21 protein-coding genes are annotated in these 26,030 nt (G+C 62.2%); 2 read left to right on the plus strand and 19 right to left on the minus strand.

Annotation, left to right across the window (positions count from 1 at the left end; translation table 11 throughout):
* Positions 1 to 117: 117 nt before the first annotated feature.
* The 13 genes from I5P96_RS09540 to I5P96_RS09600 all read right to left on the minus strand — a co-directional run bounded on the left by I5P96_RS09540 (position 118) and on the right by I5P96_RS09600 (position 16,786).
* Complete coding sequence (locus tag I5P96_RS09540) at positions 118 to 1,056, minus strand: uridine kinase (RefSeq protein WP_097792552.1); 939 nt, start codon at positions 1,054 to 1,056, stop codon at positions 118 to 120.
* The gene (hemZ, locus tag I5P96_RS09545; protein ID WP_223381832.1) at positions 1,007 to 2,482 is read right to left on the minus strand and encodes a coproporphyrinogen dehydrogenase HemZ; all 1,476 of its coding nucleotides are present in this window, start codon (positions 2,480 to 2,482) and stop codon (positions 1,007 to 1,009) included. The genes I5P96_RS09540 and hemZ overlap by 50 nt, the downstream gene beginning before the upstream one ends.
* A 14-nt stretch (positions 2,483 to 2,496) precedes the next feature.
* Entirely contained in the window at positions 2,497 to 3,102 is a 606-nt protein-coding gene (locus I5P96_RS09550) for an MBL fold metallo-hydrolase (protein ID WP_223381834.1), read from the minus strand.
* A 10-nt stretch (positions 3,103 to 3,112) separates the two neighbouring features.
* Positions 3,113 to 3,574 (minus strand): D-aminoacyl-tRNA deacylase, encoded by a 462-nt coding sequence (gene dtd / locus I5P96_RS09555; protein ID WP_097792555.1) that lies wholly within the window; start codon positions 3,572 to 3,574, stop codon positions 3,113 to 3,115.
* 3 nt (positions 3,575 to 3,577) lie between these two features.
* Positions 3,578 to 5,905, minus strand: a complete 2,328-nt coding sequence (locus tag I5P96_RS09560; RefSeq protein ID WP_223381836.1) for a RelA/SpoT family protein — start codon at positions 5,903 to 5,905, stop codon at positions 3,578 to 3,580.
* Positions 5,906 to 8,038, minus strand: coding sequence for a single-stranded-DNA-specific exonuclease RecJ (gene recJ / locus I5P96_RS09565; RefSeq protein ID WP_223381838.1), 2,133 nt, complete (start codon positions 8,036 to 8,038; stop codon positions 5,906 to 5,908).
* Positions 8,035 to 9,378, minus strand: a complete 1,344-nt coding sequence (locus I5P96_RS09570; RefSeq protein WP_223381840.1) for a 5-bromo-4-chloroindolyl phosphate hydrolysis family protein — start codon at positions 9,376 to 9,378, stop codon at positions 8,035 to 8,037. The genes recJ and I5P96_RS09570 overlap by 4 nt, the downstream gene beginning before the upstream one ends.
* A 10-nt stretch (positions 9,379 to 9,388) precedes the next feature.
* On the minus strand, positions 9,389 to 10,984 hold the full coding sequence (locus tag I5P96_RS09575; RefSeq protein WP_223381843.1) for an NAD(P)/FAD-dependent oxidoreductase: 1,596 nt from the start codon (positions 10,982 to 10,984) through the stop codon (positions 9,389 to 9,391).
* 65 nt (positions 10,985 to 11,049) lie between these two features.
* On the minus strand, positions 11,050 to 12,351 hold the full coding sequence (locus tag I5P96_RS09580; protein WP_223381845.1) for a YbbR-like domain-containing protein: 1,302 nt from the start codon (positions 12,349 to 12,351) through the stop codon (positions 11,050 to 11,052).
* Positions 12,348 to 13,247 (minus strand): diadenylate cyclase CdaA, encoded by a 900-nt coding sequence (cdaA, locus tag I5P96_RS09585; protein ID WP_097792561.1) that lies wholly within the window; start codon positions 13,245 to 13,247, stop codon positions 12,348 to 12,350. Before cdaA ends, I5P96_RS09580 begins: the two co-directional genes overlap by 4 nt.
* Before the next feature lie 15 nt (positions 13,248 to 13,262).
* A complete protein-coding gene (gene ispF / locus I5P96_RS09590; RefSeq protein WP_223381846.1) occupies positions 13,263 to 14,438 on the minus strand; it encodes a 2-C-methyl-D-erythritol 2,4-cyclodiphosphate synthase in 1,176 nt (391 codons plus the stop codon).
* 192 nt (positions 14,439 to 14,630) lie between these two features.
* Positions 14,631 to 16,313 (minus strand): phospho-sugar mutase, encoded by a 1,683-nt coding sequence (locus I5P96_RS09595; protein ID WP_097792562.1) that lies wholly within the window; start codon positions 16,311 to 16,313, stop codon positions 14,631 to 14,633.
* Between the two features lie 122 nt (positions 16,314 to 16,435).
* Positions 16,436 to 16,786 (minus strand): hypothetical protein, encoded by a 351-nt coding sequence (locus tag I5P96_RS09600; RefSeq protein WP_223381847.1) that lies wholly within the window; start codon positions 16,784 to 16,786, stop codon positions 16,436 to 16,438.
* A gap of 165 nt (positions 16,787 to 16,951) precedes the next feature.
* On the opposite strand from I5P96_RS09600, the gene I5P96_RS09605 reads away from it, so the two are divergent.
* Positions 16,952 to 18,496: a YifB family Mg chelatase-like AAA ATPase gene (locus tag I5P96_RS09605; protein WP_223381848.1), complete on the plus strand. Its 1,545-nt coding sequence runs from the start codon at positions 16,952 to 16,954 to the stop codon at positions 18,494 to 18,496.
* A 67-nt stretch (positions 18,497 to 18,563) separates the two neighbouring features.
* On the opposite strand, the gene I5P96_RS09610 is transcribed toward I5P96_RS09605, so the two are convergent.
* Genes I5P96_RS09610 through trkA form a run of 4 tightly spaced genes read right to left on the minus strand, consistent with a single transcriptional unit; the run spans position 18,564 to position 21,950 of the window.
* Complete coding sequence (locus tag I5P96_RS09610; protein ID WP_118551835.1) at positions 18,564 to 18,812, minus strand: type II toxin-antitoxin system RelE family toxin; 249 nt, start codon at positions 18,810 to 18,812, stop codon at positions 18,564 to 18,566.
* Positions 18,809 to 19,036, minus strand: coding sequence for a hypothetical protein (locus tag I5P96_RS09615; RefSeq protein WP_223381849.1), 228 nt, complete (start codon positions 19,034 to 19,036; stop codon positions 18,809 to 18,811). Before I5P96_RS09615 ends, I5P96_RS09610 begins: the two co-directional genes overlap by 4 nt.
* Before the next feature lie 49 nt (positions 19,037 to 19,085).
* Complete coding sequence (locus I5P96_RS09620) at positions 19,086 to 20,528, minus strand: TrkH family potassium uptake protein (RefSeq protein ID WP_223381850.1); 1,443 nt, start codon at positions 20,526 to 20,528, stop codon at positions 19,086 to 19,088.
* A 12-nt stretch (positions 20,529 to 20,540) separates the two neighbouring features.
* On the minus strand, positions 20,541 to 21,950 hold the full coding sequence (gene trkA / locus I5P96_RS09625) for a Trk system potassium transporter TrkA (protein WP_263286937.1): 1,410 nt from the start codon (positions 21,948 to 21,950) through the stop codon (positions 20,541 to 20,543).
* Between the two features lie 456 nt (positions 21,951 to 22,406).
* Here trkA and I5P96_RS09630 point away from each other — a divergent pair, with 456 nt between their 5' ends.
* Positions 22,407 to 23,600, plus strand: a complete 1,194-nt coding sequence (locus I5P96_RS09630) for an MFS transporter (RefSeq protein ID WP_223381852.1) — start codon at positions 22,407 to 22,409, stop codon at positions 23,598 to 23,600.
* A gap of 49 nt (positions 23,601 to 23,649) precedes the next feature.
* On the opposite strand, the gene I5P96_RS09635 is transcribed toward I5P96_RS09630, so the two are convergent.
* Both I5P96_RS09635 and I5P96_RS09640 read right to left on the minus strand, forming a co-directional pair.
* Positions 23,650 to 24,969, minus strand: coding sequence for a thymidine phosphorylase (locus I5P96_RS09635; RefSeq protein WP_223381853.1), 1,320 nt, complete (start codon positions 24,967 to 24,969; stop codon positions 23,650 to 23,652).
* A 143-nt stretch (positions 24,970 to 25,112) separates the two neighbouring features.
* On the minus strand, positions 25,113 to 26,030 hold the full coding sequence (locus I5P96_RS09640; protein ID WP_118551821.1) for an ABC transporter permease: 918 nt from the start codon (positions 26,028 to 26,030) through the stop codon (positions 25,113 to 25,115).

Here is a 26,030-nt window from a genome sequence, read left to right on the forward strand (position 1 = left end):
GGTTTCATTATAGCGCACTCCACCTCTGATTGCAACGAATTTGCCGCAAGTTTTACAGTTTCGTGCGGATTTGGAAACAGATTTTTCGCATTTACACAAACTCCGGACAGCCCTTCGTCAGTTCGCCTCGCTGCCGTAGAACTCCCGCAGCATACTGTCGGCAGGCAGCAGGTCCAGCGGCAGGGGGGCCACATGCTCGAACCGGCGGGCCGTCTCGTCCCACAGCTCGGCATTGTGACCTTCCAGCACGAACTGGCGGCGCACCTTTTGCAGCAGCTGGGCGATGAGGCCCATCTCGTAGGTGAAGGAAGTGTCCAGCAGGAAGTCCGCCGTGGTCTTGAAGCCCTTGATATACCGGGTCTCGCCGTCCAGGACGCGGTCCCACATGGCAAGGGTCTTTTCGGGGCTGCGGCCGCGGGCGGCGGCATCGCGCAGGGTGCGGCGGCACAGGCGGATGTCCTGGGTGTTGATGACCCGGCGGCCGTCGATGCAGTATTCCTCCCGCAGACCGGCATAGATGCGGTAGACTTCCTCACCGGGCACAAGGCTGGTCAGCTCCGGGTTGAGAGCATGGATGCCCTCCACGATGCAGACGCCGCCCTGCAGGTCCACGGGTTCGGTCGCATCCGAGCGCTTCTCGCTGGTGAAATCGTAGATCGGCAGCACGGTCTTTCCCGTCTCGCTCAGCTCGCGGAGGCACTGCCGGATGAGGGGCAGATCCATGGTGTCGGGGTTCTCGTAGTCCAGTGTACCGTCCGGCATCCGGGGGTAGAACTCCGCGCCCCGGAAGAAATTGTCCAGACTGACCACATGGGCAGGTGTGCCCTGCCGGATGAGTTCTTCGGCCAGCTTGTGGGCCGAGGTGGTCTTGCCGCTGGCCGACGGGCCGGTGAGCATGACGATCTTAGTGCCGGAAAAGCGGACTTTTTCGGCCGCGTAGCGGACCCGCTCGCGGTAGCTGCGCTCGCTCATCTCCGCCAGCGCTTCCGGGCTGCGGGCGGCAATGTTATAAAGGTCGATCTCCACCAGGCGTTTCGGGACCCAAATCGTGATCATAAAAATCAGCCACTCCTTTTTTCCGTTCCAGAACCTCCGCAAAGCGCTGGATGTACTCGGTCGGATACTTAAAGTTGAAGATGCGCTGCATCCGTTTTCCGCCGTCGGCCACCAGCTTGGTGCTGCCGCCCGCGCCTGCGGAAAGGATAGTCTGGACTTCCTCCATGATATAGATGTTGTAATATCCCTCGTGGCCCGGCTTGCACCAGCCCACGTTTTCCAGATTTTGCAGGGTGTTCTTCTGGCGGTAGAGGTAGTAGGGCCGATAGCCCGCCTCTGCCAGCAGATGGCAGCGTTCCAGCATGGCGGCCACATCGGCGTAGTCGTTCTCCTTCTGGTCCTCGATGACGATGCGGGAGGCCCGCTTGAGGGTCAGGGTGTGGACGGTGATGTTCTCCGGGTCGAGCGCGATGGCCTGCCGCAGGCTGCGCTCAAAGCCCTCCACGGTGTCGCCGGGCAGGCCCGCGATGAGGTCCATGTTGATGTCGTCGTGGCCCGCCTTCCGGGCGTCGGCAAAGCAGTCCAGGATGTCCTGCGCCGAGTGCCGGCGGCCGATGCCGGCCAGCACCTCGTCCGAAAAGGTCTGGGGGTTGATGGAGATGCGGGTCGCCCCATACTCCTTGATGACGGCCAGCTTTTCGGCGTCGGTGCAGTCGGGGCGGCCTGCCTCCACCGTGTATTCCACGACGCGGGAAAGGTCAAAGCACTGCCGCACGGTGCCCATCAGCTGGCGGAGCTGGTCTGCCGAAAGGCTGGTGGGCGTGCCGCCGCCGATGTAGATACTGCACAGCTTCAGCCCGGCCTGCTCCGCCTGCGCCCGGATCTCCTCCACCTCGCGGCAAAGGCAGTCCACATAGGGCTGCACCAGCTTGCGGTCCCGGTCGAGATTGCAGCTGACGAAGCTGCAATAGCTGCACCGGGAGGGGCAGAACGGGATGCCGATGTACAGGCTGTAGGTCTTCGGCTCGCTGCCCAGGCGCAGGATCGGCTCCTGCAGATCGGCAATGGCTCTCGCCATCTGGTATTTCTGCTCCGAGCAGTCGAACCGGCCCAGGAAAAAGCGGTCGATCTCCGCTTCGCTCCAACCGGCAGCGCGCTTGTCGTGGATGAGTCGGACCGGGCGCACACCGGTCATCTTGCCCCAGGGCGGGCGGATGCCCGTCCAGCGGCGCAGCAGGTCATAGGTCAGGCTGGCAAGAGCAAAGGCTTCGGTCTCGCCGTCCGGCCCCGGCAGCGGGGCGGAGACGGCCTCCTGCCCGCCGTGCTCCCGCACCAGCGCCAGCAGACCGTTCGGCTTCCGCTCGGCCCACACGCAGTCCTCCCCGGCTTCAGGCGGAGTCAGGGTGAGCGGTGCCATTGGGTAAAACAGCCGGACCAGATGCTCGACCTCGTAGCCGGAAGCAAGCCCTGTGATATAGATCTTCATGTGTTCCTGCCTTTTTATGCGTTCCGCAGTGCGGCTTTGATATAGTAGTTGGTCTCCAGCTCCTCGCCATAGGTCGAGAAATCCCCGTGGCCGGGCAGGAGCTGGGTCTCTTTGGGGATGGGCAGGCCCGCGAACTTGCGCAGGCTCGCCTCCAGCTTGCGGTCGCTGCCGCCTTCGAGGTCGGTGCGGCCGATGCTACCCTGAAAGACCGTATCGCCCACAAAGAGATACTCGCTGCACAGCAGCACCACGCTGCCCTCGGTGTGGCCGGGGGTGTGCCATGCGGTGAAGGTCAGCTCATCCACCGAAAGGTTGGTCCCCTCTCCATAACCGAAATCGGCGCTCTTCAGGGGGAAGAGCTGGGTCCCGGCGCAGTCGGCGGCTTCGCACCAGATCTTTGCGCCCCACTCACGGCTCAGCACACCGGCGCTGCCCACATGGTCGTAGTGGCCGTGGGTGCACAGGATGTGCGTCAGCACGGCGCCGTGGTCCCGCAGGATCTTATCGTACTCCTGCACCTCGGCCGCCGGGTCGATGATGACCGCATGGCCTGCCTTGGTGAGCAGCAGAAAACTGTTGGTGTAAAACGGCGCAGAGCCGAGAAGATGAAATGCCTGCATGTTATCCCTCTCAATCCTTCTTTTTCCACTCGTCGGTGTCGATGACGATGGTGCAGGGCCCCTCGTTGACCAGAGCCACCTGCATATCCGCCCCGAACTCTCCGTGCCGGACCTCCCGGAGGCCCTGTTTGTTCATTTCAGCCAGAAACAGCTCGTAGGCGTCCACTGCAAGCGGGGCTTTGGCTGCGTGGATGAAACTGGGCCGGAAGCCCTTTCGGGTGTCCCCATACAGGGTGAACTGGCTGACCACCAGCGCCGAATACCCAAGGTCTTTTGCGCTGAGGTTCAGCTTGTCGTTCTCATCCTTGAAGATGCGCAGGCCCGCGCACTTTTCGGCCAGTTTGGGCACGATGTCCAGCGAGTCGGTGTCGCGGACGCCCAGCAGGATGACAAGGCCAGGGCCGATGGCGCGGGGCTCGCCCCCATCGACCCGGACACTGGCCGACGAAACGGCCTGAATGACTGCACGCATGGTTTAACTCCTTGTGACCTTGAGCACATCTTTGACCTTGGACAGGCGGGCCACCACCCGGTTAAGATGCTCGGTGTTGTTGATGCCGATGGTCAGGCTGACCACGGCGCAGTTGTTTTCCACCTGACGGGCGTTCATCGTGTAGATGGGCACCCGGATGTCGGCCAGAGCGCTCAGCACGTCCCGCAGCAGTTCGTTGCGGTCCAGCGCCACGATTTCAAGGCCGGCCTTGTAGCTGTCCTTGACGCTGTCGGCCCAGTACGCCTTGACCCAGCGGGGGGCGTTGGTGGGGTCCTTCATGCTGGAAATGGCGTTGGCGCAGCTCTGCTTGTGGATGGAGACGCCGAACCCGCGGGTGATGAAGCCCACGATGGGGTCGCCGGGCAGCGGCGAGCAGCACTTGGCGAACTTGATGGGGGTGTTGTCGAACCCTTCCACCACGACGCCGTCGGTGGCATGGACCTTGCTCAGGTCCACTTTGGCCAGCTGTTCGGTCTTGTCTTCCTCGGCCTTGAGCTTCTGCCACTCCTCTTTCAGCTTGGGCAGGCAGTTGGCGATGGTGATGCCGCCGTAGCCGACGGCCGCATACAGCTCCTCGGCGTTGTTCTGGCGCAGGCGGCGGCAGCAGCTGCCGATGAAATCATCCAGCTCGTCGTCCGGGATGAAGATCATCTCGCGGCGCAGTTCGCGGGCCAGCGCATCGCGGCCCTGCTGGATGTTCTCTTCCCGACGCATCTTCTTGAACCAGTTGCGGATCTTGCTCTTGGCCTCGCTGGTGCGCACGATCTTGAGCCAATCGCGGCTGGGGCCTTTGTCCGCCGGGCCGAGGAGGACCTCGATGATCTCGCCGGTGGAGACGATGTGGTCGATGGGGACCATCCGGTTGTTCACCTTGCAGCCCACCATCCGGTTGCCGACGGCAGAGTGGATGGCATAGGCAAAGTCGATGCAGGTGGCACCGGCGGGCAGGTTGATGACATCGCCCTTCGGGGTGAAGGCGAAGACCTCCTCCGGCAGCAGGTCGCTCTTCAGGTCGTGCAGCAGGTTGCCGGAATCCTCGCTGACGCGCTGATTTTCCAGCAGCTGGCTGACCCAGGCCAGACGCTCATCGAGCTTGTCGTGGCCGTCCAGCCCCTCTTTGTACTTCCAGTGGGCCGCAACGCCGTACTCGGCCTGTTCATCCATCTTGCGGGTGCGGATCTGGACTTCGAAGGGGATGCCCTCGTGCCCGATGACGGTGGTGTGCAGGCTCTGGTAGCCGTTGGGTTTGGGGGTGGAGATATAATCCTTGAAGCGGTTGGGCAGCGGGTGGTACATATCGTGGATGAGGCCCAGAGTGCTGTAGCACTCGGCCAGCGTATCCAGAATGATGCGGACCGCATAGATATCGTAGATCTCGTCAAACGACTTGTTCTGCATGATGGTCTTGCGGTAGATGCCGTAGATGCTCTTGACGCGGCGCTTGATGGTCGCACCCTCGATGCCGCTCTCTTCCAGCCGCTGCTCGATGACGCCGGACACGCTGGCCAGAAACTCCTCGCCCGCGCGCTCGCTCAGCATCTTGCTGATCTCGTTGTAGCCCACGGGGTCCAGGTAGTGCAGGCTGCGGTCTTCCAGCTCTTCCTTCACATTCAGGATGCCCAGACGGTTGGCGATGGGAGCATAGACCTCCATCGTCTCGCGGGCCTTGTCGCGGCGCTTCTGTTCGGGCCAGGCGTCGCCGGTGCGCATGTTGTGCAGCCGGTCGCAGAGCTTGATGATCATCACGCGGACGTCGCGGCTCATAGCCAGCAGCATCTTGCGCAGGTTCTCGGCCTGCAGCTCTTCGATGTTGGAGAACTGGATCTTGGTCAGCTTGGTGACACCGTCCACCAGCAGAGCCACTTCCTCGCCAAAGGCGGCCTTCAGGTCGTCCAGGGTGGTGGGGGTGTCCTCGACCACATCGTGGAGCAGGGCGGCAGCGATGCTCTCCGTGTCCATGCCCAGGTCCAGCACCAGCCGGGCCACGGCCAGCGGGTGGCAGATGTAGGGCTCGCCGCTGCGGCGGCAGACGCCCCTGTGGGCATTGTTGGCCAGATCATACGCCTTTTGGATCATCTCCATATTGTAGGCTTTGCCGCTGGCCTGGATGGCCTCCACCAGCTTTTCCCAGGTGATGATCTCCGGGCGCACCTCACTGGGCAGCGTCCCTTCGGGGGCGTTGGCAGGCAGAGCCGTGGCTGCGACCGTCGCCACTTCCGGCGGGTTGCTCACGGCCTGATGCAGGTGTGTTTTTGCGGAATAAGAATCCTCCGGCTTGACCGGGTCCAGCATACTTTTTCCCTCTGGCATTTACTCTTCCTCCAGACATTTCAAGATCGGTGCGTCGGCAAGATTCTTCTTGCCCTGTGCGGGCACCAGTGCCCAGAACTTTGCCCCGCCGCATTCCTGCACCGCGATGAGCCCCACCTGTTCGAGGGCGGTGAGCGCGACTAAGATTTTTCCGGTGTTCTGCTCCCCCAGCTTTGCGAACAGGGGCTGCAGATCCTCGGCGTGCCAGCGCCGGGCCTGCAGTTCACGGTACACTGTGATGATATCGCTCCGTTTGGGCACCACGGCTGCTTTCTGTTCCGCCGTGAGCGGGGTGCCGCGCCGGAGCGCCTGCACCAGCGCCGTCTGCTCGGCGGCGGCATTGCCCAGCCCCGCCGGGTGCAGCTCCAGGATGCGGCCCGAAAGCTGTGCCCCGCGCGGCGCATCGTAGACCGAAAGGTTCAGCGCAACGTCCACGACATCGCCCATGGCATAGGGCAGCTGCTCCGGGTGCATCCCGAACCAGACGGCATACATGCTGGCGCTGCCCTGCCGCAGGCGCAGGCGGCAGTGCCTGCCCTCCGACACCGGGTAGATGCCGTCGATGACGGCCTTTTCCAGCACAAAAACGGGGGTGGGGTTCTCGGCTCCGTAGGGAGCCAGCTGTTCCAGCCGCCGGACCGACTCCACGGTGATGCGGTCCAGATGGATGGACAGGTCGCATTCCAGCGGCGGCGTGAGGAGCACGGGGCACTCCCGCGCGGCCCACTCGTTCAGGCGGCGGCGCAGCTCGTGCAGGTTCTCTTCCCGCACCGAGAGGCCCGCCGCCATGGCGTGGCCACCGAAGCGGAGCAGGATGTCCTCGCACGAGGCGATGCAGGCATGCAGGTTGAAGCCCTGCACACTGCGGCCGCTGCCCTTGCCCTCGCCGTGCTCATCCACCGAGACGACGATGACGGGGCGGCCGGTCTTTTCCACCAGCCGGGAGGCTACGATGCCGATGACGCCGGGGTGCCAGTCCCGGCCCCAGATGAGGATGACCCGGTCTTCGAGGATGGCGGGTTCCGCATCCAGCTGCTCCTGCGCAGCCCGGACGATCTCCTGCTCGGTCTCCTGCCGAGCCACATTGATCTCGTTCAGCTTATGCGCCAGCTCCTCGGCGCGCTCCTCCTCCTCGCAGAGGACGAGCTGCAGCGCGGTGACGGCGTTGTCCATCCGGCCCGCCGCGTTGATGCGGGGCGCGATGGCATAGCTGACGTTCTCGGCCGTGATGGGCCTGCCCGCCAGACCGACCTCTTCCAGCAGGGCCGAAAAGCCCGGCCGGTCGGTCTGCTGCAGCAGTTTCAGGCCCGCCTTGACGAGGGTGCGGTTCTCGCCTGTCAGCGGCATGACGTCCGCCACGGTGCCCACGGCGGCTAGGTCGCCGCAGTAGTCCAGCATCTCTTCCGGCGGGCAGCCGTCCAGCGCCGCACAGAGCTTGAAGGCCACCCCCGCGCCGCACAGGCCCTTGAAAGGGCTGTGATCGTCGGCGCGGCGGGGGTCCACGACGGCCACTGCGTGGGGCAGGGTATCGTGGGGCAGGTGGTGGTCCGTCACGATGAGGTCCACGCCCAGCGAAGCCGCAAAGTCGGCTTCTTCCAGCGCGGAGATGCCGTTGTCCACCGTGACGATGAGCTGACAGCCCTTGTCGTGGATGGACTGCACGGCGTTTTTCGAAAGGCCGTAGCCGTCGCCCTCGCGGCTGGGCAGCATGCACTTGACATTTGCGCCCATTCCCTTGAGGTGCTGGTACAGCAGGGCCGTGGCCGTCACGCCGTCCACATCATAATCGCCGTAAACAACGATGGTCTGTTCTTTGTCGATGGCTTCGAGGATGCGGGCACAGGCTTTGTCCATGTCCGTCAGGAGCATGGGGTCGCTCAGCTCTTCCTCGCCCGCCAGCAGGGTCAGCGCCTCGGCGGGGTCGGTGATGCCGCGCGCAGCCAGGACACCCGCCAGCAGGCCCGCTTCCTTCTGTTGTACCGCCAGCGTGGCGGCGTATTTCTGCTCGCTCCAGGGTTCATCGTCCAGAGCGTTCTGCTCCAGTTCTTCGGTGTTCTGTTCCGCAATGGCGGCGGTCAGCTCCTTGAGGGCGGTGCGGTCAAATTCCTTTAAGGTCCATGCCCGGCAGGTCATCGCAATCCCTCCCCGGTCAGGCCGTCGTTGGCCAGCATTCCCTGCAATGCCGCGATCTCGCTGGAGACATCCAGCGCCACATCGCTCAGCAGATTATCGTAGAGGTTGTCATACGCCTGATTGAGCGTATGCAGGATGCCCGCGATGTCCCGGCGGATGCTCTCGGCATTATCGCCTTTCTGGCCCTGCACATCGTTGTAGGTGTGCAGGAGCTTGAGGGTGGTCGGGATATAGTATTCCGCGAACCGCCGTGCTTTCGGCAGGCTTTCGGGGTGGGCTTCCAGCCAATCGCAGATGGCCTCGGTGGTCTTCTGCATGTGGGCCAGCTCCTCCACGCCCTGTGCGTCCTGCATGAGCTGCTGCTCCTGCGCCAGCACTTTGGCGAAGCGGCAGGTCGTTTCGAGGTTGAGCGGGGTCTCCTGGGGTTCCGCCTGCGGTTCGGCCTTGGGTTCCGGCTCTGCCTGCACGGCGGCTCTGGCCTCCTGCGCGGCGCGGTAATCCTCCGCCGTCAGATAGAGTGTTTCCGTTTTTTCATCCAGCCATCCGTTCAGCCAGCCTTTGCGGATGTATTTTTGCAGCTTCTTCAGCATTTTTTTCCGGTTCTGGTGGACGAGGTCGGCCAGCATCCGGACCGAAAGGCCCTTGTGGTAGTCGGTGGTATCCGCAAGATCGGCGAACTGCCCCAGCTGCTTTCCGGCTTTCACCCAGGCGGAACCGCAGGCCGTCATCCAGCCAAAGCCCGCCGTGACAAGGGCCAGCACGCTGCTGACGATGCCCAGCGCGTTGTAGGCGGTGTTCATAACGTAGTCCGTGCCCGTCATCAGGATGCCGCCGCCCTCAGTAGCCGACACCACAACGTCAGCCGGCGAAATAATGCCCAACCCCATGAGGCAGCCCAGCGTCCCCAGCCCGAAGATCACCATGAAGGTGATGCCCACGGCCAGCAGGGCTGCACCGCCGTTCTGGCGCTTTTTGCCGTCTGCACGCAGCAGGTCTACGGGGGTCTGCTCCCCTTTCAGGCCAAAGATCTGTCTGGCCCACTGGGGCATCCCGCCCGCGTTCCGGGGCCCGGTTTTCTGTGCCTCCTGCTGGGCTTTGTAATATTCGTTCCGGCTGTTCCGGAGGGCTTTTCCCGCTTCCGAGATGCCGAAGTTGGCCGCATGGACGGCTGCTTTTCCCACATCCCAGGCCCGGTCGCCGATCTCCATGCCCCGGCCCTCGAAGCCATAGCGGAACGCATCGGACATGGTGTCGCCAAACTCACGCAGCTGGTCTTCCAGTTCCCGCTGCACCTGCTGGCCTTCGGTCTCCTTCATCCTATCGTTTTCACGATCGTTCATCAAAATCTTCTCACCCTTCTGCCGGACGATACCGGCCGATGATCGCGCGGGCGACCCGCAGGCCGTCCACGGCGGCGCTCATGATGCCGCCTGCATAGCCCGCGCCTTCTCCGCAGGGGTACAACCCTGCCAGCTGGGCCGATTCCAGATCTTCTTCCCGCTTCAGCCGCACCGGGCTGCTGGTGCGGGTCTCCAGACCGGTCAGGACCGCGTCCGGCGCGGTGTACCCGGCGATCTTGCGTTCATACGCCCGCAGACCGGCCCGCAGGGTCTCGGCCAGCTCCCCAGGCAGCAAAGCGCCCAGGTCTGCCGCCACGACGCCCCGGTCGTAGGTCGGCTCCACCGTGCCGATGTGCAGTTCTCCCCGGCCTTCAAGGAAACTCCGGACGTTTTCCGCCGGGGCCGCATAGGCTCCTCCGGCGCGGCCCGCCTGATAGGCGTTGGCTTCCAGCTCCCGCTGGAATGCAATGGCCCGGCGCGGGTCATTGCCGAAATCCTCGGCTCCCACGCTGACCACCACCGCCGCGTTGGCGTTTTTGCCGCTGCGGGCGTGGTAGCTCATGCCGTTGGTCACCACCCGGCCCGCCTCGCTGGCCGAGGCCACCACCTGCCCGCCGGGACACATGCAGAAGGTGTAAACACACCGGCTGCCCACATGCTGGGACAGCTGGTATTCCCCGCGCGGCAGCGCCGGGTGGCCCGCCGCCTCGTGGTAAAGGCTCTTTTCGATCGCACTTTGCAGATGCTCCGCCCGGAAGCCCACGCTGAACGGCTTGCACTCCAGCACAAGGCCGCTGTCCATCAGCATTTCAAAGGTATCCCGCGCCGAGTGGCCGACCGCGAACACCAGCGCCTCGCACGGGAAGCTGCCCTGCGTGGTCTGAACGCCGACGAGCCTGCCGTCCTTCCGCACAAAGCCGGTCAGGGCCGTGTTGAAATGCACCTCGCCGCCCAGAGATTCGATCTCTTTCCGGATGGAGGTGATGACGCCCCGGAGCAGGTCGGTGCCGACATGCGGCTTCTGCTTCCAGGCGATCTCCGCCGGGGCACCATGCTGCAAAAACACTTCGGTGACAAAGCCGCACAGCGCATCGCCGATGCGGGTGGTCAGCTTGCCGTCCGAAAAGGTGCCTGCACCGCCCTCGCCGAACTGGATGTTCGCGTTCTCGTTGAGCTCGCCGGTAGCGGAAAAATGCTCCACCGCCTTCACCCGCTCGTCCAGCGCCGGGCCGCGCTCCAGCACGATGGGCCGGTAGCCCTGCCGGGCCAGCAGCAGCGCCGCGAACAGCCCCGCCGGGCCAAGCCCGCAGACGATGGGCCGATGGGCCAGCGGATCGGTGCCGTTCCGGACGGAAAAATCGGTCCTGCTGCGGAGAGCAACGCAGGGCGAGGCCCCTGCAAATGCAGATTCCTCACCCTCGTCCTTGAGCGTTACCGCAACGGTATAGACCAGTCTGGGCTGGCCGTGGCGGGCATCCACCGACAGCTTTGCCACACCGAGATGGGCGGCTTTGCTGCGGGGGATGCGGGCCAGGTGCAGCGCTTTTTCAAAGGCCTGCGGCTCCCCGGCGGAAAGGGGGAGCCTGATGTCTCTTACCAAAATCATACGATGATTGCTTTCTTTTTTCATTGCAGCCCCCTGCCTATAGCATGGACGGAGCGGGCTGCGTTTTAGTTGCTCTCGATCTTGCACTGGATGACATAGCTGCCCAGCGCGAAAATTTTGCCGTTGGACGGCACATACAGTCTGCATGCGATGTTCTGCTGGCCGATGGCCACCGCGAAGTCGTCTGCGTCGATCTCAATGACGACCTGTTCCGGCGTCAGGGCCTCCATCGCGCCCGCCGGGCCGCAAAGGGTCACGTTCATCAGCCGCTCGGTCTCCACCGTCAGGGTATAGGTGGAGGGCAGGTTGACCACCTGCACACACGCGGCGGGCAGATTCAGGGTCTTGGTCTCCAGTTTGGAGGAATCGAAGCTGACGGTGATCGTGGAGATGTTGTCCAGCAGGCGGATATCGCTGGGCAGCTCGATGGGCATTTCATAGACCTTGTTCAGTGAGAAGGTGGACAGGTCGATGGTGCCGACGGACAGGGTGGACATCTTGTCGATCTGGCTGGCCGGGCCCGCCACGTTCAGGGTCTTCTTGCTCAGCGTGTAGGTCAGCACCGAGTCGTCAAAATCGCGCGGGGCGTTGATGAAGCTGACGCTGACGGGCAGCGTGGCCATCTTGTAGACCTGCAGCGTGACCTCCACGCTCGACTCTTCCAGCGTGGTGTACGCGAACTTGACTTCGCTGCCGCTGTTGGTGTAGAACCGCAGGGCGGTATCGAGGGTGACGGATTCCGTCAGCTCGCCGTTGTGGGTCACCTCGGCGGTGCAGGTGGTCACCTTGTCGATCTCGGTGCTGGGACCGGAGAGGGTCACGCTCTCCTTCGAAAGCTCCGTCCCATACAAAATATATCCATCGGCAATGGTCAGGTAGTTGGTGGTCACCGTGATGGGGACCGTCTTTTCCTCCACCACATCAAAGACCACGTCCACGCTGTTGTCGCCGCCCTCGATGGAGACGGTGACGCCGTTCAGCAGGCCGTTGACGCCCCGCACCTGCAGATGCAGGGTCTTCTCGCCGCTGTCGCGCACACCGGACCAGTCCGGGTAGACGACGAAATCGGATGCCGTGAGGCTGCCGATGGCGTAGCCGTCGCCGGAAACTTTCAGAGTGACGTATTTTTCCGGGGCGCTGACAATGCTCAGGCCGCGGGAGGTGTACGCGGCGGAGTCGTAGGTGAAATCCACCGGCACATTGGCGATGGTCTTGGTGGTGCCGGGCTGGACCACGATGGTGACGACCATCCAGGCCACGATGGCACCCACGACGGCCAGCAGCAACCGGATGCGGCGGTCGTCCAGGATGCTCTTGCTGTGCTGGATGGCAGGCTTTGTGCCGCTCTTGTTCGGCTCGTTGCTCATGACTGCTCGTCCTCCTCTTTCTGGTTCACCCAGCTCAGCAGGCGCTTGACTCTGCCCTTCCAGCTGTTGTCGGTCTTTTCGCTGGCGGTCTCCTTGGGGATCATCTCATCCACCAGACGGGTGTACAGGGTCTGGCGGTCAAAGTGGCGGATGAGGACGCCGTTCTTGGCCATGGAGATGATGCCCGTCTCTTCGCTGACGACGATGGCGATGGCGTCGGAGTTCTCCGCGATGCCCAGACAGGCGCGGTGGCGGGTGCCCATATCCTTGCCAAGGTCCAGGTTATTGGACAGCGGCAGTACACAGCCCGCTGCCTTGATGCGGCCGTTCTCGATGATGGCGGCACCGTCGTGCAGGGGGGTGCCCTCGTAGAAGATGGTGCCCAGCACTTCCAGGTTGACCGCGCTGTTCACCGGTGTGCCGGTGCGGACGATCTCAGAAAGATTGGTGCTGCGCTCCAGCACGATGAGCGCGCCGGTCTTGGTCTCGGAAAAGCGCTCGGCGGCGTCGCAGATGGCAATGATGGCGCTGCGCCAGGCCCCCTTGAAGCTGGGGTCGTTGTAGCGGCCCTTCACATTGAAGAGCTTCGAGGCCCACTGGTCGGTCTGGCCCATCCGTTCCAACGCACGGCGGATCTCCGGCTGGAACAGCACGACCAGCGTCAGCAGGCCGACCTGCAGCAGCGAGTTGAGCAGCCATGTGACCGTGCGCATGTTGAGCACGTTCGCCACCAGATAGACGGCCAGCACCAGCAGGGCACCCTTGGCCAGCTGCCCGGCGCGGGTGCGGTTGATGATGCCCAGCAGCTGATAGATCAGAAACGCGATGATGATGATATCCAGAAGGTCCGCCAGCTTGAACGTCTGGAAATTCGCGATGATCGAGTTCAGAGTCATGAAAGTTTCTCCTGCTTACAGCGTTTCGATCAGAGCCACCGCATGGACGGCGATGCCCAGCCCCTCGCCGGTAAAGCCCAGATGCTCTTCGGTGGTGGCCTTGACGCTCACGGCGTCCAGCGGCATCCCGAAGGCTTCGGCCAGTTTTTCGCGCATGGCGGGGATGTAGGGAGCCAGCTTCGGCTTCTGGCAGAGGATGGTGGAGTCGATGTTCTCGACCTTCCAGCCGTTCTCCCGGACGATGCGGGCCACATGGCGGGCCAGCATCAGGCTGTCGGCTCCGGCATATTCGGGGTCGGTATCCGGGAAGTGCTTCCCGATGTCGCCCAGAGCCGCTGCGCCCAGCACAGCGTCCATGACGGCGTGGGCCAGCACGTCGGCGTCGGAATGGCCCAGCAGGCCCTTCTCATACGGGATCTCCACACCGCCCAGGATCAGCTTGCGGCCCTCCACGAGACGATGAACATCATAACCATGACCAATGCGCATAGGTTCTCCTTCCTTCTGCTGCGGGCGGGGCAGGTCCTCCCGCGTGGTGATCTTCAGATTGGCGTAGTCGCCCTGGGTCAGCTGCACCGGGCGTCCGGTCAGCTCGAACAGGCTACAATCGTCGGTGACGAGGCGGGCCTTTTCTGCGTCCAGCTCTTCCAGCGCAGCCAGATAGGCGGCACGGTCGAAGCACTGGGGGGTCTGCACCGCATACAGTGTGCTGCGGTCGGGCGTTTCGGCCACCATGCAGGCCTCCGGCACGGTCTTGCCGTCGCCGCGCACAGCCCGCTTGACGGTGTCCTTCACCGGGACCGCCGGGGCCGCGGCCCCGCAGGCCGCTGCGGCGTAAACGGCCGCCTCGATGACGGCTTCGCTCACAAAGGGGCGGGCTGCATCGTGGACGGCCACAAGGTCGCCGTGCGCCGCCAGCACACCGTTCTTCGCGCTCTCGGCGCGGGTGGCCCCGCCGGGCACGACCTGCACCGGCTTTGGGCAGGCCGCAGCCTGCTGCTCCAGAAAGGCGCGGTTCTTACCCGCCACCAGCACGATCTCATCCACCAGCGGGCACTCCGCAAAGGCGCGGATGCTCCGCTGGACTACGGTCTCCCCGCCCAGATCAAAGCTGAGTTTGTCGAACCCCATCCGGGTGGAGGAACCTGCGGCCACCAGGACCGCCGTCACACGTTTTTCCACTTCTGACACCTACCCTGTCTTCCGTTTTTCGTGCCTTCCAGAAAGCACAGAATGATACATTGAATATTATAGCGTATTGCCCGGCAAACTGCAACTGCACCGGGCAATAAAAAATGGAGCTGCCGCAAAACTCTTCGCATTCCGGCATTGCATCCGCAGTGCCGGAGGGAGTTCTGCAACAGCTCCAAAAATCGTTTGCTTTTACTTCAGGATCGGCTCAATGGCAGCAGCCAGAGCATCCTTCTGGGCCTGTGCCTCGGCCAGGTCCTTGCCCAGGGTGGTGAAATAGGTCTTGATCTTCGGCTCGGTGCCGGAGGGACGGACCACGACGGTGGCACCGTTCTCCAGCGTGTAGATCAGGACGTTTGCGGCGGGCAGGCCGGTCTCTTCGGGCTTCTTGTAGTCGGTGACCTTGACGACCTTGTGGCCGGCCAGCTCGGTCAGAGGCTCGTCGCGCAGCTTCTGCATGATGGAAGCCATCTTCTCCATGCCGGTCAGGCCGGGGAACTCGAAGCTGTCCACCTTGTTCAGGTAGCGGCCATACTGTGCGTAGATTTCCTCCAGACGCTGCTTGATGGAGGAACCGATGCTGCGGTAGTAAGCAGCCATCTCGCAGATGAGCATGGAGCCGATGACGGCATCCTTATCGCGGACGTAAGGGCCTGCCAGGTAGCCGTAGCTCTCCTCGAAGCCGAAGATGAAGCGGTCCACCTCACCGGCAGCTTCCAGGTTGGCGATCTGGTCGCCGATCCACTTGAAGCCGGTCAGGACATTGCGCATCTCCACGCCGTAGTGCTTTGCCACCGCGTCAGCCAGCGGGGTGGAAACGATGGACTTGACGGCCACGGGGTTCTTGGGCATGGTGCCCTTCTCGATGCGGCCGGCGCAGATGTAATCCAGCAGCAGAACGCCCATTTCGTTGCCGGAGACCAGCTCATAGCTGCCATCCGGGCACTTCATGGCGATGCCCACGCGGTCAGCATCGGGGTCGGTCGCCAGCATCAGGTCGGCGCCGGTCTCGGTGGCCAGGTTCAGGCCCAGCTTCAGGGCCTCGAAGATCTCCGGGTTGGGGTAGGAGCAGGTGGTGAAGTAGCCGTTGGGGTACTCCTGCTCCGGCACGATGGTGATATCGGTGATGCCCATATCGTTCAGCACATGGGTCACAGGCACCAGACCGGAGCCGTTCAGCGGGCTGTACACCAGCTTCAGACCGGCCGTCTTGCACAGGCCGGGGCGGACCTGACGTGCCTCGATGGCGTCGTACAGAGCCTTCTTGCAGTCATCGCCGACAAAGCGGATGAGGCCCTGCTCCACGCCCTCGGCGAAGGAGATGTACTTTGCGCCGGTCAGCACATCGGTCTTCTGGATCTCGTCGTAGACGATGGCGGCGGCGTCATCGGTCATCTGGCAGCCATCCGGGCCGTAGGCCTTGTAGCCGTTGTACTTGGCGGGGTTGTGGGATGCCGTGACCATGATACCGGCGTTGCACTCGTAGTAGCGGGTGGCAAAGCTCAGGGCCGGCACGGGCATCAGGGCATCATAGATGCGCACCTTGATGCCGTTGGCTGCCAGAACACCGGCCGCCGTCTTTGCAAAGATGTCGCTCTTCAGGCGGCTGTCATAGCTGATGGCAACGGTCTGATTGCCGCCCTGGGTCTTGACCCAGTTGGCCAGACCCTGGGTGGCCTGACGGACGACATAAATGTTCATGCGATTGGTGCCAGCACCCAGAACGCCGCGCAGACCGGCGGTGCCGAACTTCAGGGCCACCGCAAAGCGGTCCTTGATCTCCTCGTCATTTCCCTCGATCCTGGCCAGTTCCGGCTTCAGGTCAGCGTCTTCCAGATCCGCTGCCAGCCAGCGCTTATACTCATCCAGATACATATTACACACACCTTACCTTTATTGTTTTTGCCAAGGGGCAGTTTTTCCAAACCTACTTATACTATAAACGCTTGGCTCGTCTGTGTCAATTCCATATTATGTAAGAAGTTTTGCCAAAGAAATCATACAAATACCACAAATCGCTTCCCAAAATCCGCATTTTGGGGCGTTTGCACCGTGTCCGGCGGCGTCAGCAGACAAAATGGCTGGTGCAGGTCGTCCAGAATTTCCAGCCACTGGCCGGGGCCGATGCCGTTTTCACACAGGTACCGCATCACCCGCATGGCCTGCGGAAAATTCTCCGCCGGGCACAGCACCCGGCTGACCGTGCAGCTCCCGCTCTGTTCCTGTGCCAGTTCCAGCACGATGCCCATCTCGGTGCGTCGGGCAGAGTAATACAGCGTGTGGGCATGCTGCAGCCCCTCCAGCTCCGAATAAGAGCGGACGTACTGACAGAATTCCTTTACGATCATGGTCTTTCCTCCCTCATTTCACACATTGACATTATCAATACCCCAAACTATAATGAAAATCAAGATGATAATCTGTCGAAATTCGAGTTCTGACGATTTCTTAGCCGTTTCTTTGCCAAAAATTGGGAACTTGCCACCATTCGGTGGTTCCCTGAGGAGGATCTTATGTACTCTGTTCTGAGAAGTTACGGCCTGAATGGCCTGACCGGCTTTGCTGTGGCCGTCGAAGCCGACATCTCCGGCGGGCTGCCCGCATTTTCGCTGGTGGGCCTGCCGGATTCCGCCGTCCGCGAGAGCGGCGACCGTGTCCGTGCCGCCGTCAAGAATCTGGGCTTCAAGTGGCCGGACCGTCACATCACGGTCAACCTGGCCCCTGCCGATGTCCGCAAGACCGGGCCGGTCTACGACCTGCCCCTGCTGCTGGCGGTGCTGACCGCCTCCGGCCAGCTGGAAACCCCGCCGCAGGATACCGCCTTCCTCGGCGAACTGGCGCTGGACGGTGCGCTCCGCCCGGTGTCCGGTGTGCTGCCCATGGCGCTGGCCGCTGCCGCCGACGGCGTCCGGGCCTTGTACGTCCCCGCCGAGAACGCCGCCGAAGCAGCCGAGGCGGGCGGCGACGCGATGAAGGTCTACCCGGCCCGCACCGCGCGGGAGGTGGTGGACGCGCTGCGCGGCCTCTCCCCCATCGCCCCCACAGTGTCCATCCCCTTCGACCCCGCCGAGAGCTGGAACAATGCCCCGGACCTGGCAGACGTCATGGGCCAGCCCCTCGCCCGCCGGGCCATGGTCATTGCCGCCGCAGGCGGGCACAACGTGCTTCTGATCGGCGCACCCGGCACTGGCAAATCCATGCTGGCCCGGCGTCTGCCCGGAATTCTGCCGCCGCTCAGCCGTGAAGAGGCTGTGGAGACGACCAAGATCTACTCCATCGCCGGGCAGCTGCCCAAAGGGCGCGGGCTCATCACCCATCGGCCCTTCCGCAGCCCGCACCACTCAGCCAGTGCCGCTTCTCTGGCTGGCGGCGGAGCGAACTTCCGCCCCGGCGAGTGCAGTCTGGCTGACTGCGGCGTCCTGTTTCTGGACGAGCTGCCGGAGTTTTCCCGCGAGAGCCTCGAAGTGCTCCGCCAGCCGCTGGAAGACGGCCAGATCACGGTCAGCCGCGCCGCAGGCAGCGCCACCTACCCCAGCCGGTTCCAGCTGGTAGCCGCCATGAACCCCTGCAAGTGCGGCTACTACGGTCACCCCACCCGCGCCTGCACCTGCTCGCCCAGCGCGGTGCGGCAGTACCGCAGCCGGGTGTCCGGCCCGCTGCTCGACCGCATCGACCTCTGCGTCGAGATGGACCCCGTCGCCTTCGATGAGCTTCACGCCTCCTCCCCTGCCGAGAGCAGCGCCGCCCTGCGCCAGCAGGTGCTGAAGGCCCGCCAGATCCAATCCTGGCGTTATGCCGCCCCCGGCTTCGAGGGCGTCCGCTGCAACGCCCAGCTCACGGCCGGGCAGGTGCGCCGGATCTGCCGGATGACCCCCGGTGCCGAGCAGCTCCTCCGCGCTTCTTACGACGCGCTGGGCCTCTCTGCCCGCGCCCATGACCGCATCCTCCGGGTGGCCCGCACCGTCGCCGACCTGGCCGGAAAGCAGCTCCTCGACGAAGATTCTGTGCTGGAAGCCTTGCAGTACCGCGCACAGGAAAAAGTCGATCTGACGTTCTGAACGTTGCTGCATTTGCTGCATATAAAAAGGACTGCCACTCCAATGGGTGACAGTCCTTTTGCTTTTCTTACTTGTAAATATCGCCGCGATTTCCCGCATCGGTCACACGGACTGTGATGATTTCTTCTTCCACGGTATACAGAATGCGGTAGTCACCGACACGCAGTCGGTAGAATCCTTCTGAACCCGCCATCGGCTTGATATCCCCTGCAAATGGAAGCTGTGCAAGTGCCTGCATGATTCGCTTTTGCTGTGCAGGCTGTTGTTTGCGAATAAACTTTGCCGCCCACTTTTCCACTACGATGTGATACTTCATAGTGCGATCCCCAGTTCCTGTGCAAGCTCTTCCAGCGGAACCGCATCATGCTTGTGCGGGTCAGGATTCTCCTGGTAGTTTTTCAGGAGCTGCTCACAGTAGGCATCGTCCGCCTGGTCTGTTGTCTCATCTGCCATCAGTCCCTGCACATAGGCCAGCACATAGGCCAGCTTATAATCCGGCAATGCCGCCGTCAGTTCATTCAGTTGTTCCCGAACGCTCATGAAAATCACCTCTTTGCTTCAGTATATCACGGTTCCGCGTCGATTTCAATCAGAATCTCCTCCACGTATCGGGCAGAAAGAACACCAGCATCGGGAAGATCTCCAGACGGCCGGCGAGCATATCGAAGATCATGACGAGCTTGGCGGGGTTGGAATAGCTGCCAAAGTTCATCATGGGGCCGACCTGATTCAGGCCGGGGCCGATGTTGTTCAGGGTGGCGGCAATGGCCGTGAAGTTCGTCACCATGTCGAAGCCGTCCAGACTGATGAGCAGGAAGGACGCTGCAAAGATGAAGATGTACGCTGCCACATAGACGTTCGTTGCACGAATGGTCTCGTGGTTGAGCAGCTTGCCGTCCATCCGAACCGGGGCCACCACCTGCGGGTGAAGAGCCTGCTTGAGTTCCTTTTTCAGGGTCTTGCCCAGGATCAGGATGCGGCTGACCTTCATGCCGCCGCCCGTGCTGCCCGCACAGGCACCCACAAACATCAGCATGACCAGGATCTCTTTCGAGAGGGTGGGCCACAGGTCAAAATCGCAACTGGAAAAACCGGTGGTCGTGATGATGGAGCCCACCTGGAACGCCGCCTGCCGCAGCGCCTCGCCGAGGCTGTTGTACATGCTGTAAATGTTGCAGGTGATGATGCCGACCGCCACAGCGATGATGAGGAAATAGGCGCGCACCTCTTCGCTGGCGGCCGCGCGGCGGAACCGGCGCATCAGCAGCAGGAAGTAGGCGTTGAAGTTGACGCCGAACAGGATCATGAAGATGGTCACGACCCACTGGATGTAGGGCGAAAAACTGCCGAAGCTGTCGTTCCGAAAGCCAAAACCGCCGGTGCCCGCTGTGCCAAAGGCTGTGAGCAGAGACTCAAACACCGGCATCCCGCCGAACAGCAGGAACACGAACTCGATGACGGTCAGGCCAAAATAAATGCCGTAGAGGATCTTTGCTGTGGACTGCACCTTCGGCACCAGCTTATCCACCTGGGGGCCGGGGCTTTCGGCTTTCATCAGGTTGACGTGAGAGCCGCCGGTCAGCGGCAGCAGGGACAGCAGAAAGACCAGAACGCCCATGCCGCCCACCCAGTGGGTGAAGCTGCGCCAGAACAGGATGCCCTTGGGCAGGTCTTCCACGCCGGGCAGGATGGACGCGCCGGTGGTCGTGAAACCGGACACCGTCTCGAACAGGGCATCCACCGGGTTCGGGATGCAGCCGGTCAGGACAAAGGGCACCGCGCCCACCACACTGATGAGCAGCCAGCAGAGCGCCGTGGTGGCAAAGCCCTCGCGCATATAGAAGATCTGGCTTTTGGTCTTGATGCGGTGGAGCAGTGCCCCCAGCACCGCGCTGAGCGCCGCTGTGAACAGGAAGACGCCCATCACGAACCACTCGCCATAGCACAGGCTGGCCGCAGCGGGCAGCAGCAGCAGAGCGCCCTCCGTCAGCAGGATGTAGCTCAGCAGCCGCAAAACGATCGCATAATTCATGCCGCGCCTCCGTCAGTCTTCCACGATGTCCCGCAGGTCGTGCAGGCCGTGTTCCAGCGTGACCACGATGACGTTGTCGCCCACCTGGATCTGGTCGCCGCCGCGGGGGATCTTGATCTCATTGCCGCGGGTGATGCAGCACAGCAGGGTGTTCTTTTTGAGGTGCAGGCGGCTCAGGGGCACCCCCGTGGCCCGGCTCTCCTCATGGACCGTAAATTCCAGCGCTTCCACGCGGTCGTCCAGGATGCGGTAGAGCGTCTTGATGTTGCTGCCCGCCTCGTTCTGCAAGGCGCGGACGTACTGGACGATGTAGTCGCAGGTCATGTACTTGGGGTAGACGATGCTGCCCAGGTCCAGCCCGGCCAGAATGTCGTCAAATTCCAGGCGGTTGATCTTGGTGACCAGCTTGCCGTTGGAATGCTTTTTGGCAAACAGGGTCAGCAGAACGTTCTCCTCGTCGATGTTGGTCAGGGCCACGAACGCCTCGGTGGATTCCAGCCCCTCCGAGAGCAGGAACTCCCGGTTCGAGCCGTCCTCGCACAGGATCTGTGCTTCGGGCAGGGACTCGGCCAGCACATTGCAGCGCTCCGGGTCCCGCTCCACGATGCGGACGCGGACATGGTTTTCCAGCAGCTCCTGGCTCAGATAGAAGCCAATGGCACCGCCGCCCACGATCATGGCATTGCGCACCGGGCGCACCGCCAGATGGATGCGCTGGAAGAACGCGTGCGCCTTCTCCTGCGTGGCCAGGAAGGTGACCTGGTCGCCGGTCTGCAGCACAAAGTTGCCGTTGGGGATGATGACATCGCCCGCGCGCTCCACGGCGCAGACGAGGATATCGCTCTTCAGGCGGGTGGGGATCTCATGGATGGCCACGCCGTCGAGCTCCTGCGCATCGGTCAGAGTGAACTTGATGAGCCGGACGCGCCCGTCCGCAAAGGTGTCGATCTTGCTGGCGCCGGGGAAGCGCAGCAGGTGCGAGATCTCACGCGCTGCCGCCATTTCCGGGTTGATGATGGCCGAGATGCCGATCTGCTTCTTGATGAAGTCCAGCTCGTGGCTGTACGACGGGTTGCGCACACGGGCGATGGCGTGGCAGTGGCCCGCCTTCTTCGCGAACATGCAGCACAGCAGGTTCAGCTCATCCGAGCCGGTGACCGCGATAAACACGTCGGCTTCTTCAATTCCGGCTTCGGACAGGGTGTTGATGGAGGAGCCATTGCCCACAATGCCCATCACGTCGTAGGACTCGCTCAGGTGCTCCACGCGGGCCTTGTTCGTGTCGATGACCGTTACGTTGTGGCTCTCCTCGCTGAGCTGCCGCGCCAGCGCTGTGCCGACCTTGCCGCCGCCCACCAGAATGATCTTCATAGTCGAAAATTCCTTTCCTTTTCTTCCCCTGTGGGAAGTGTATTGCCAAATGAAAATACAGATTTAGTATAGCACAGTTCAACGGATAGTTCCACTGTTTATGCGGTTTTCTGAGGTTTCCCAACCGTTCTTGCATTTTGTGTGGAAATGTGGTATAGTCGATTCAACGATTTACTGGAAGGAGGGCGCACCTGAATGGTCGGAACTGCTGCACGGTTTACTCAAAATCCCGCGTCGTAGATTCAGCGTTTCCGGCTCGAAGTGCGCCCATTTTTAGGGGATATCCCTCTCCGTGTTTTGATACAACCTCTCCGTCAATGCTTCGCATTGCCACCTCTCCTTGTAGGAGAGGCCTTGGCAGTCCACACCGCGTGTCCGGTTTCGCCAGAGGCTCTCCTACCAGGAGAGCTGTCGAGCGTGCGCGAGACTGAGAGGTTGTACGAAGGATCATCCAAAAGGCGCACTTTCTATTTTGAAATCGATTTGTTCAATAGAAAGGGTGTTCCCATGAACCATCCGCTCAACCTGAAAAGACAGCTCCGTTGTATTTATCTTTCCGATTTCTTCTCCGGCCTGCGCATCACGGATGCGGTCTGGGTGGCCCTGCTGGCCGCGCGGGGCTTCTCACTGCTGGAGATCGGTCTTGCCAAAAGCATCTATTATACGGTCAGTCTGCTGGCCGAGATTCCCAGCGGGATGGCCGCTGACCTGTTCGGCCGTAAGCGCGCCCTCGTCTTGGGCGGTGTCCTGGTCGTGGCCTACAACGTATTGATAGCCTTTGCCCCGAACCTGTTTGTCATCTGCCTTGCTATGGCGTTGAACGCACTGTCCAACGCCCTGTTCTCCGGCACCAGTTCTGCACTGACCTACGACAGCTTGAAGCAAGCGGGCCGCGAACAAGATTACATTCAAGTGTCGGCCAATGAGTACCAGATCACAAATGTTACCAATGCCCTCGGTTCACTGACCAGTCTTCTGCACAAATTTCTGGGCTTTTCCGGATTTTATCTTCTGAGCGCCGCTTTTGAGAGTATTTCTGCCCTTGCCATCACACGTTTAGAGGAACCCCTCGTCACCGAAACGCAGGCCAGCCGGAAGCAGCATCCTCTGCGGGAGCTGCCCGCCCAATTTGCTCAGCTGATCCAGGACAGCCTGCGGGTCCTCCGTTCCTGCCCGTCAGTCGGGAGACTCATTCTGTCCAGCGCCGTCATCAGCGGCTCCAACTATCTGAGCATCATGTTCTTTCAACAGCGTCTGGTAGAACTGGGATATCCCACTTCGCTGCTGTTTCTTCCGTTACTGCTCAGCAATCTGGCTGCTATGCTGGGTACGGAATGGGGTCGTCGAATCCACCTGCACAGTTTCCGGCGGTTTTATACCCTCTGTGCCCTGCTCTGCGGCATCGGATGCCTCTGCGTGGGTGCCGCGCCTGCACTGGTGGGCATTTTGGGTTGTATGCTGGCCGAAGGCGTATTGGGTGCCTGGCTCCTGCACGAGAACCGACTGTTGAACGATGCCATCCCCAGTGACCAGCGGGCCACGCTCATCAGCATGGACAACATAGCCTACAGTCTGCTGATGATTCCCGCCAGCCCGCTCGTGGGTGCGATCGGGGACATTTTCGGGCAGGCCGGGGCCGGACTCGTTCTTCTGGGGCTTGCCGTTGCCCTCAGTGGGCTGATCGTACAAAAGCAGAACTGACACAAAAGGCAGAGCCGAAAAATCCCGGCCCTGCCTTTTGTTTGATCTCTTAATACCGTTCCACACCATCTTTGGTGACGAGGGCATACACCAGCGGGGCCTCTTCGGACTTTTCGGTGCCGTAGACAAGGCCGCTGCGGTACTCCTCGGCGGCGGCAGCGAACTTGTCCGCTGCGCCGTAGAAGGTCGCCAGGCTCTCGCCCTTGTGGACGTAGTCGCCGCGCTTTTTGTGCAGGACGATGCCGGCGGCAAAATCCAGCGGGTCGCCCTTTTTCTGGCGGCCTGCACCCAGCAGCACACTGGCCGAGCCGATCTTCTCGGCGTCGTTGGCCGTGATGTAGCCATCCTGTTCGGCCAGCAGCTCATAGCGGGCAGTGGGCTTCTCGAACCGGTCGTAATCGTCCAGCACACGGATGTCGCCGCCCTGAGCCGCGAACATCTCCTTGCACTTGGCAAAGGCGGAGCCGTCCGCGATGACTGCTTCGGCCATGGCGCGGCACTCTGTCGGTGTGCCCTTACCGGCCAGCACCAGCATGTTGGCGGCCAGCTGCAGGCAGACCTCGGTGAGGTCCGCCGGGCCTTTGCCTTTGAGGACGTCCATGCTCTCCATCACTTCGAGGCTGTTGCCGATGTTGTGGCCCAGCGGGGTATCCATGTCGGTGATCATCGCGGCCACGCGGCGGCCATGGTGGGTGCCGATGGAGACCATCAGCTTGGCCAGCTCGATGCTCTGGTCCACGGTCTTCATGAAGGCACCGGTGCCGGTGGTGACGTCCAGCAGGATGGCATCCGAGCCGGACGCCAGCTTTTTGGACATGATGGACGACGCGATGAGCGGGATGCAGCTGACGGTGGCCGTCACATCCCGCAGGGCGTACATCTTTTTATCGGCGACCGCGATGCCCTCGCTCTGGCCGATGACCGACAGGCCGATCTTGTTCACCTGCGCAAAGAAGTCCTCCTGCGAGAGGGCCGTCCGGGTGCCGGGCACACTCTCCATCTTGTCGATGGTGCCGCCGGTGTGGCCCAGGCCGCGGCCGCTCATCTTGGCGATCTTGACGCCGCAGGCCGCCACCACCGGCGCGATGACCAGCGTGGTCTTGTCGCCCACGCCGCCGGTGGAGTGCTTGTCCACCTTGATGCCGGGGATGGGCGAAAGGTCTACCATCACGCCGCTGTGGGCCATCACATCGGTCAGCTCGGCGGTCTCTTCGTCGGTCATGCCGCGCAGGTAGACGGCCATCATCCAGGCGGCCATCTGGTAGTCGGCCACTTCCCCGCTGACGAAGCCGTTGACGATGGCTTCCAGCTCCTCACGGGTGTGGATGCCGCCGTCGCGCTTTTTGGCGATCAGATCATAAATGCGCATAGAGTCACACTCCTCGAATATTCTTGTCTCAAGTATATCAAATCCTGCCGCAAAATCAAGCTGCATTTGTTCGTTTTCCATGAAAACGGGCGCAGCCGCCCGAAAGCAGCTGCGCCCTGTGGAACTGTTGCGATGCGAACGGATCAGCGGGAGCCCTTGTCGTAGGGGATGCCCTCGGCCTTGGGGGCCATGCTGTTCTTCGACGTGAACGCCAGAATGATCATCGAGGCGATGAACGGCATCATGTTGTAGATGTTGCTGGACCAGTGGAACTGGGCCAGGAAGGTGGAGTCGGCGATGTTGGCCAGGCTCTTGAACACTGCAAAGAACATGGCAGCGGCGCAGATGTTGAACGGCTTCCACTGGCCGAAGATCATAACGGCCAGGGCCAGGAAGCCTGCACCGGCCACACCGACCTCGAAGTTCCAGGTCTGGACGGGCGGCACGATGTAGGCCATGCCGCCGATGGCGCCCAGCGCACCGGAGATGAGCACACCGGCATACCGCATCTTGTAGACGTTGATGCCCACCGAGTCGGCTGCCTGGGGGTGCTCACCGCAGGCCCGCAGACGCAGGCCGAAGCGGGTCTTGTACAGCACGACATAGCTGATGATGAGCAGCACGATGCCCAGCGGGACAAAGATGCTCAGCTCCAGCCCGCCGATGCTGAACAGGAAGGGCTTGTTGGAATAATTCAGCTTGGCGCTGCCGCTGTCGCTGAAATACTTGGCGATGACCACCGCGATGGCCGTCGCCAGCAGGTTCAGGGCCGTGCCGCCGATGGTCTGATCCGCTTTCAGGTTGATGGAAGCGAACGCCAGCAGCAGGCTGTACACCACGCCCGCCAGCGCAGCCACCAGCACCGAGATGAGCACGGTAAGGAACGGCGACAGACCGGCCGGAAGCATGGTCAGGGTGAGCACACCCGCCACGCCGCCGATGACCATGATGCCTTCCAGCGCGATGTTGATGATGCCGGAGTGCTCACTGAACATGCCGCCCAGCGCCACCAGCATCAGAACGATGCCATACAGCAGAGTATATTTGATCAAAAGCAGCAT

The organism is Faecalibacterium prausnitzii, from assembly GCF_019967995.1.
GTDB lineage: Bacteria > Bacillota > Clostridia > Oscillospirales > Ruminococcaceae > Faecalibacterium > Faecalibacterium prausnitzii_E.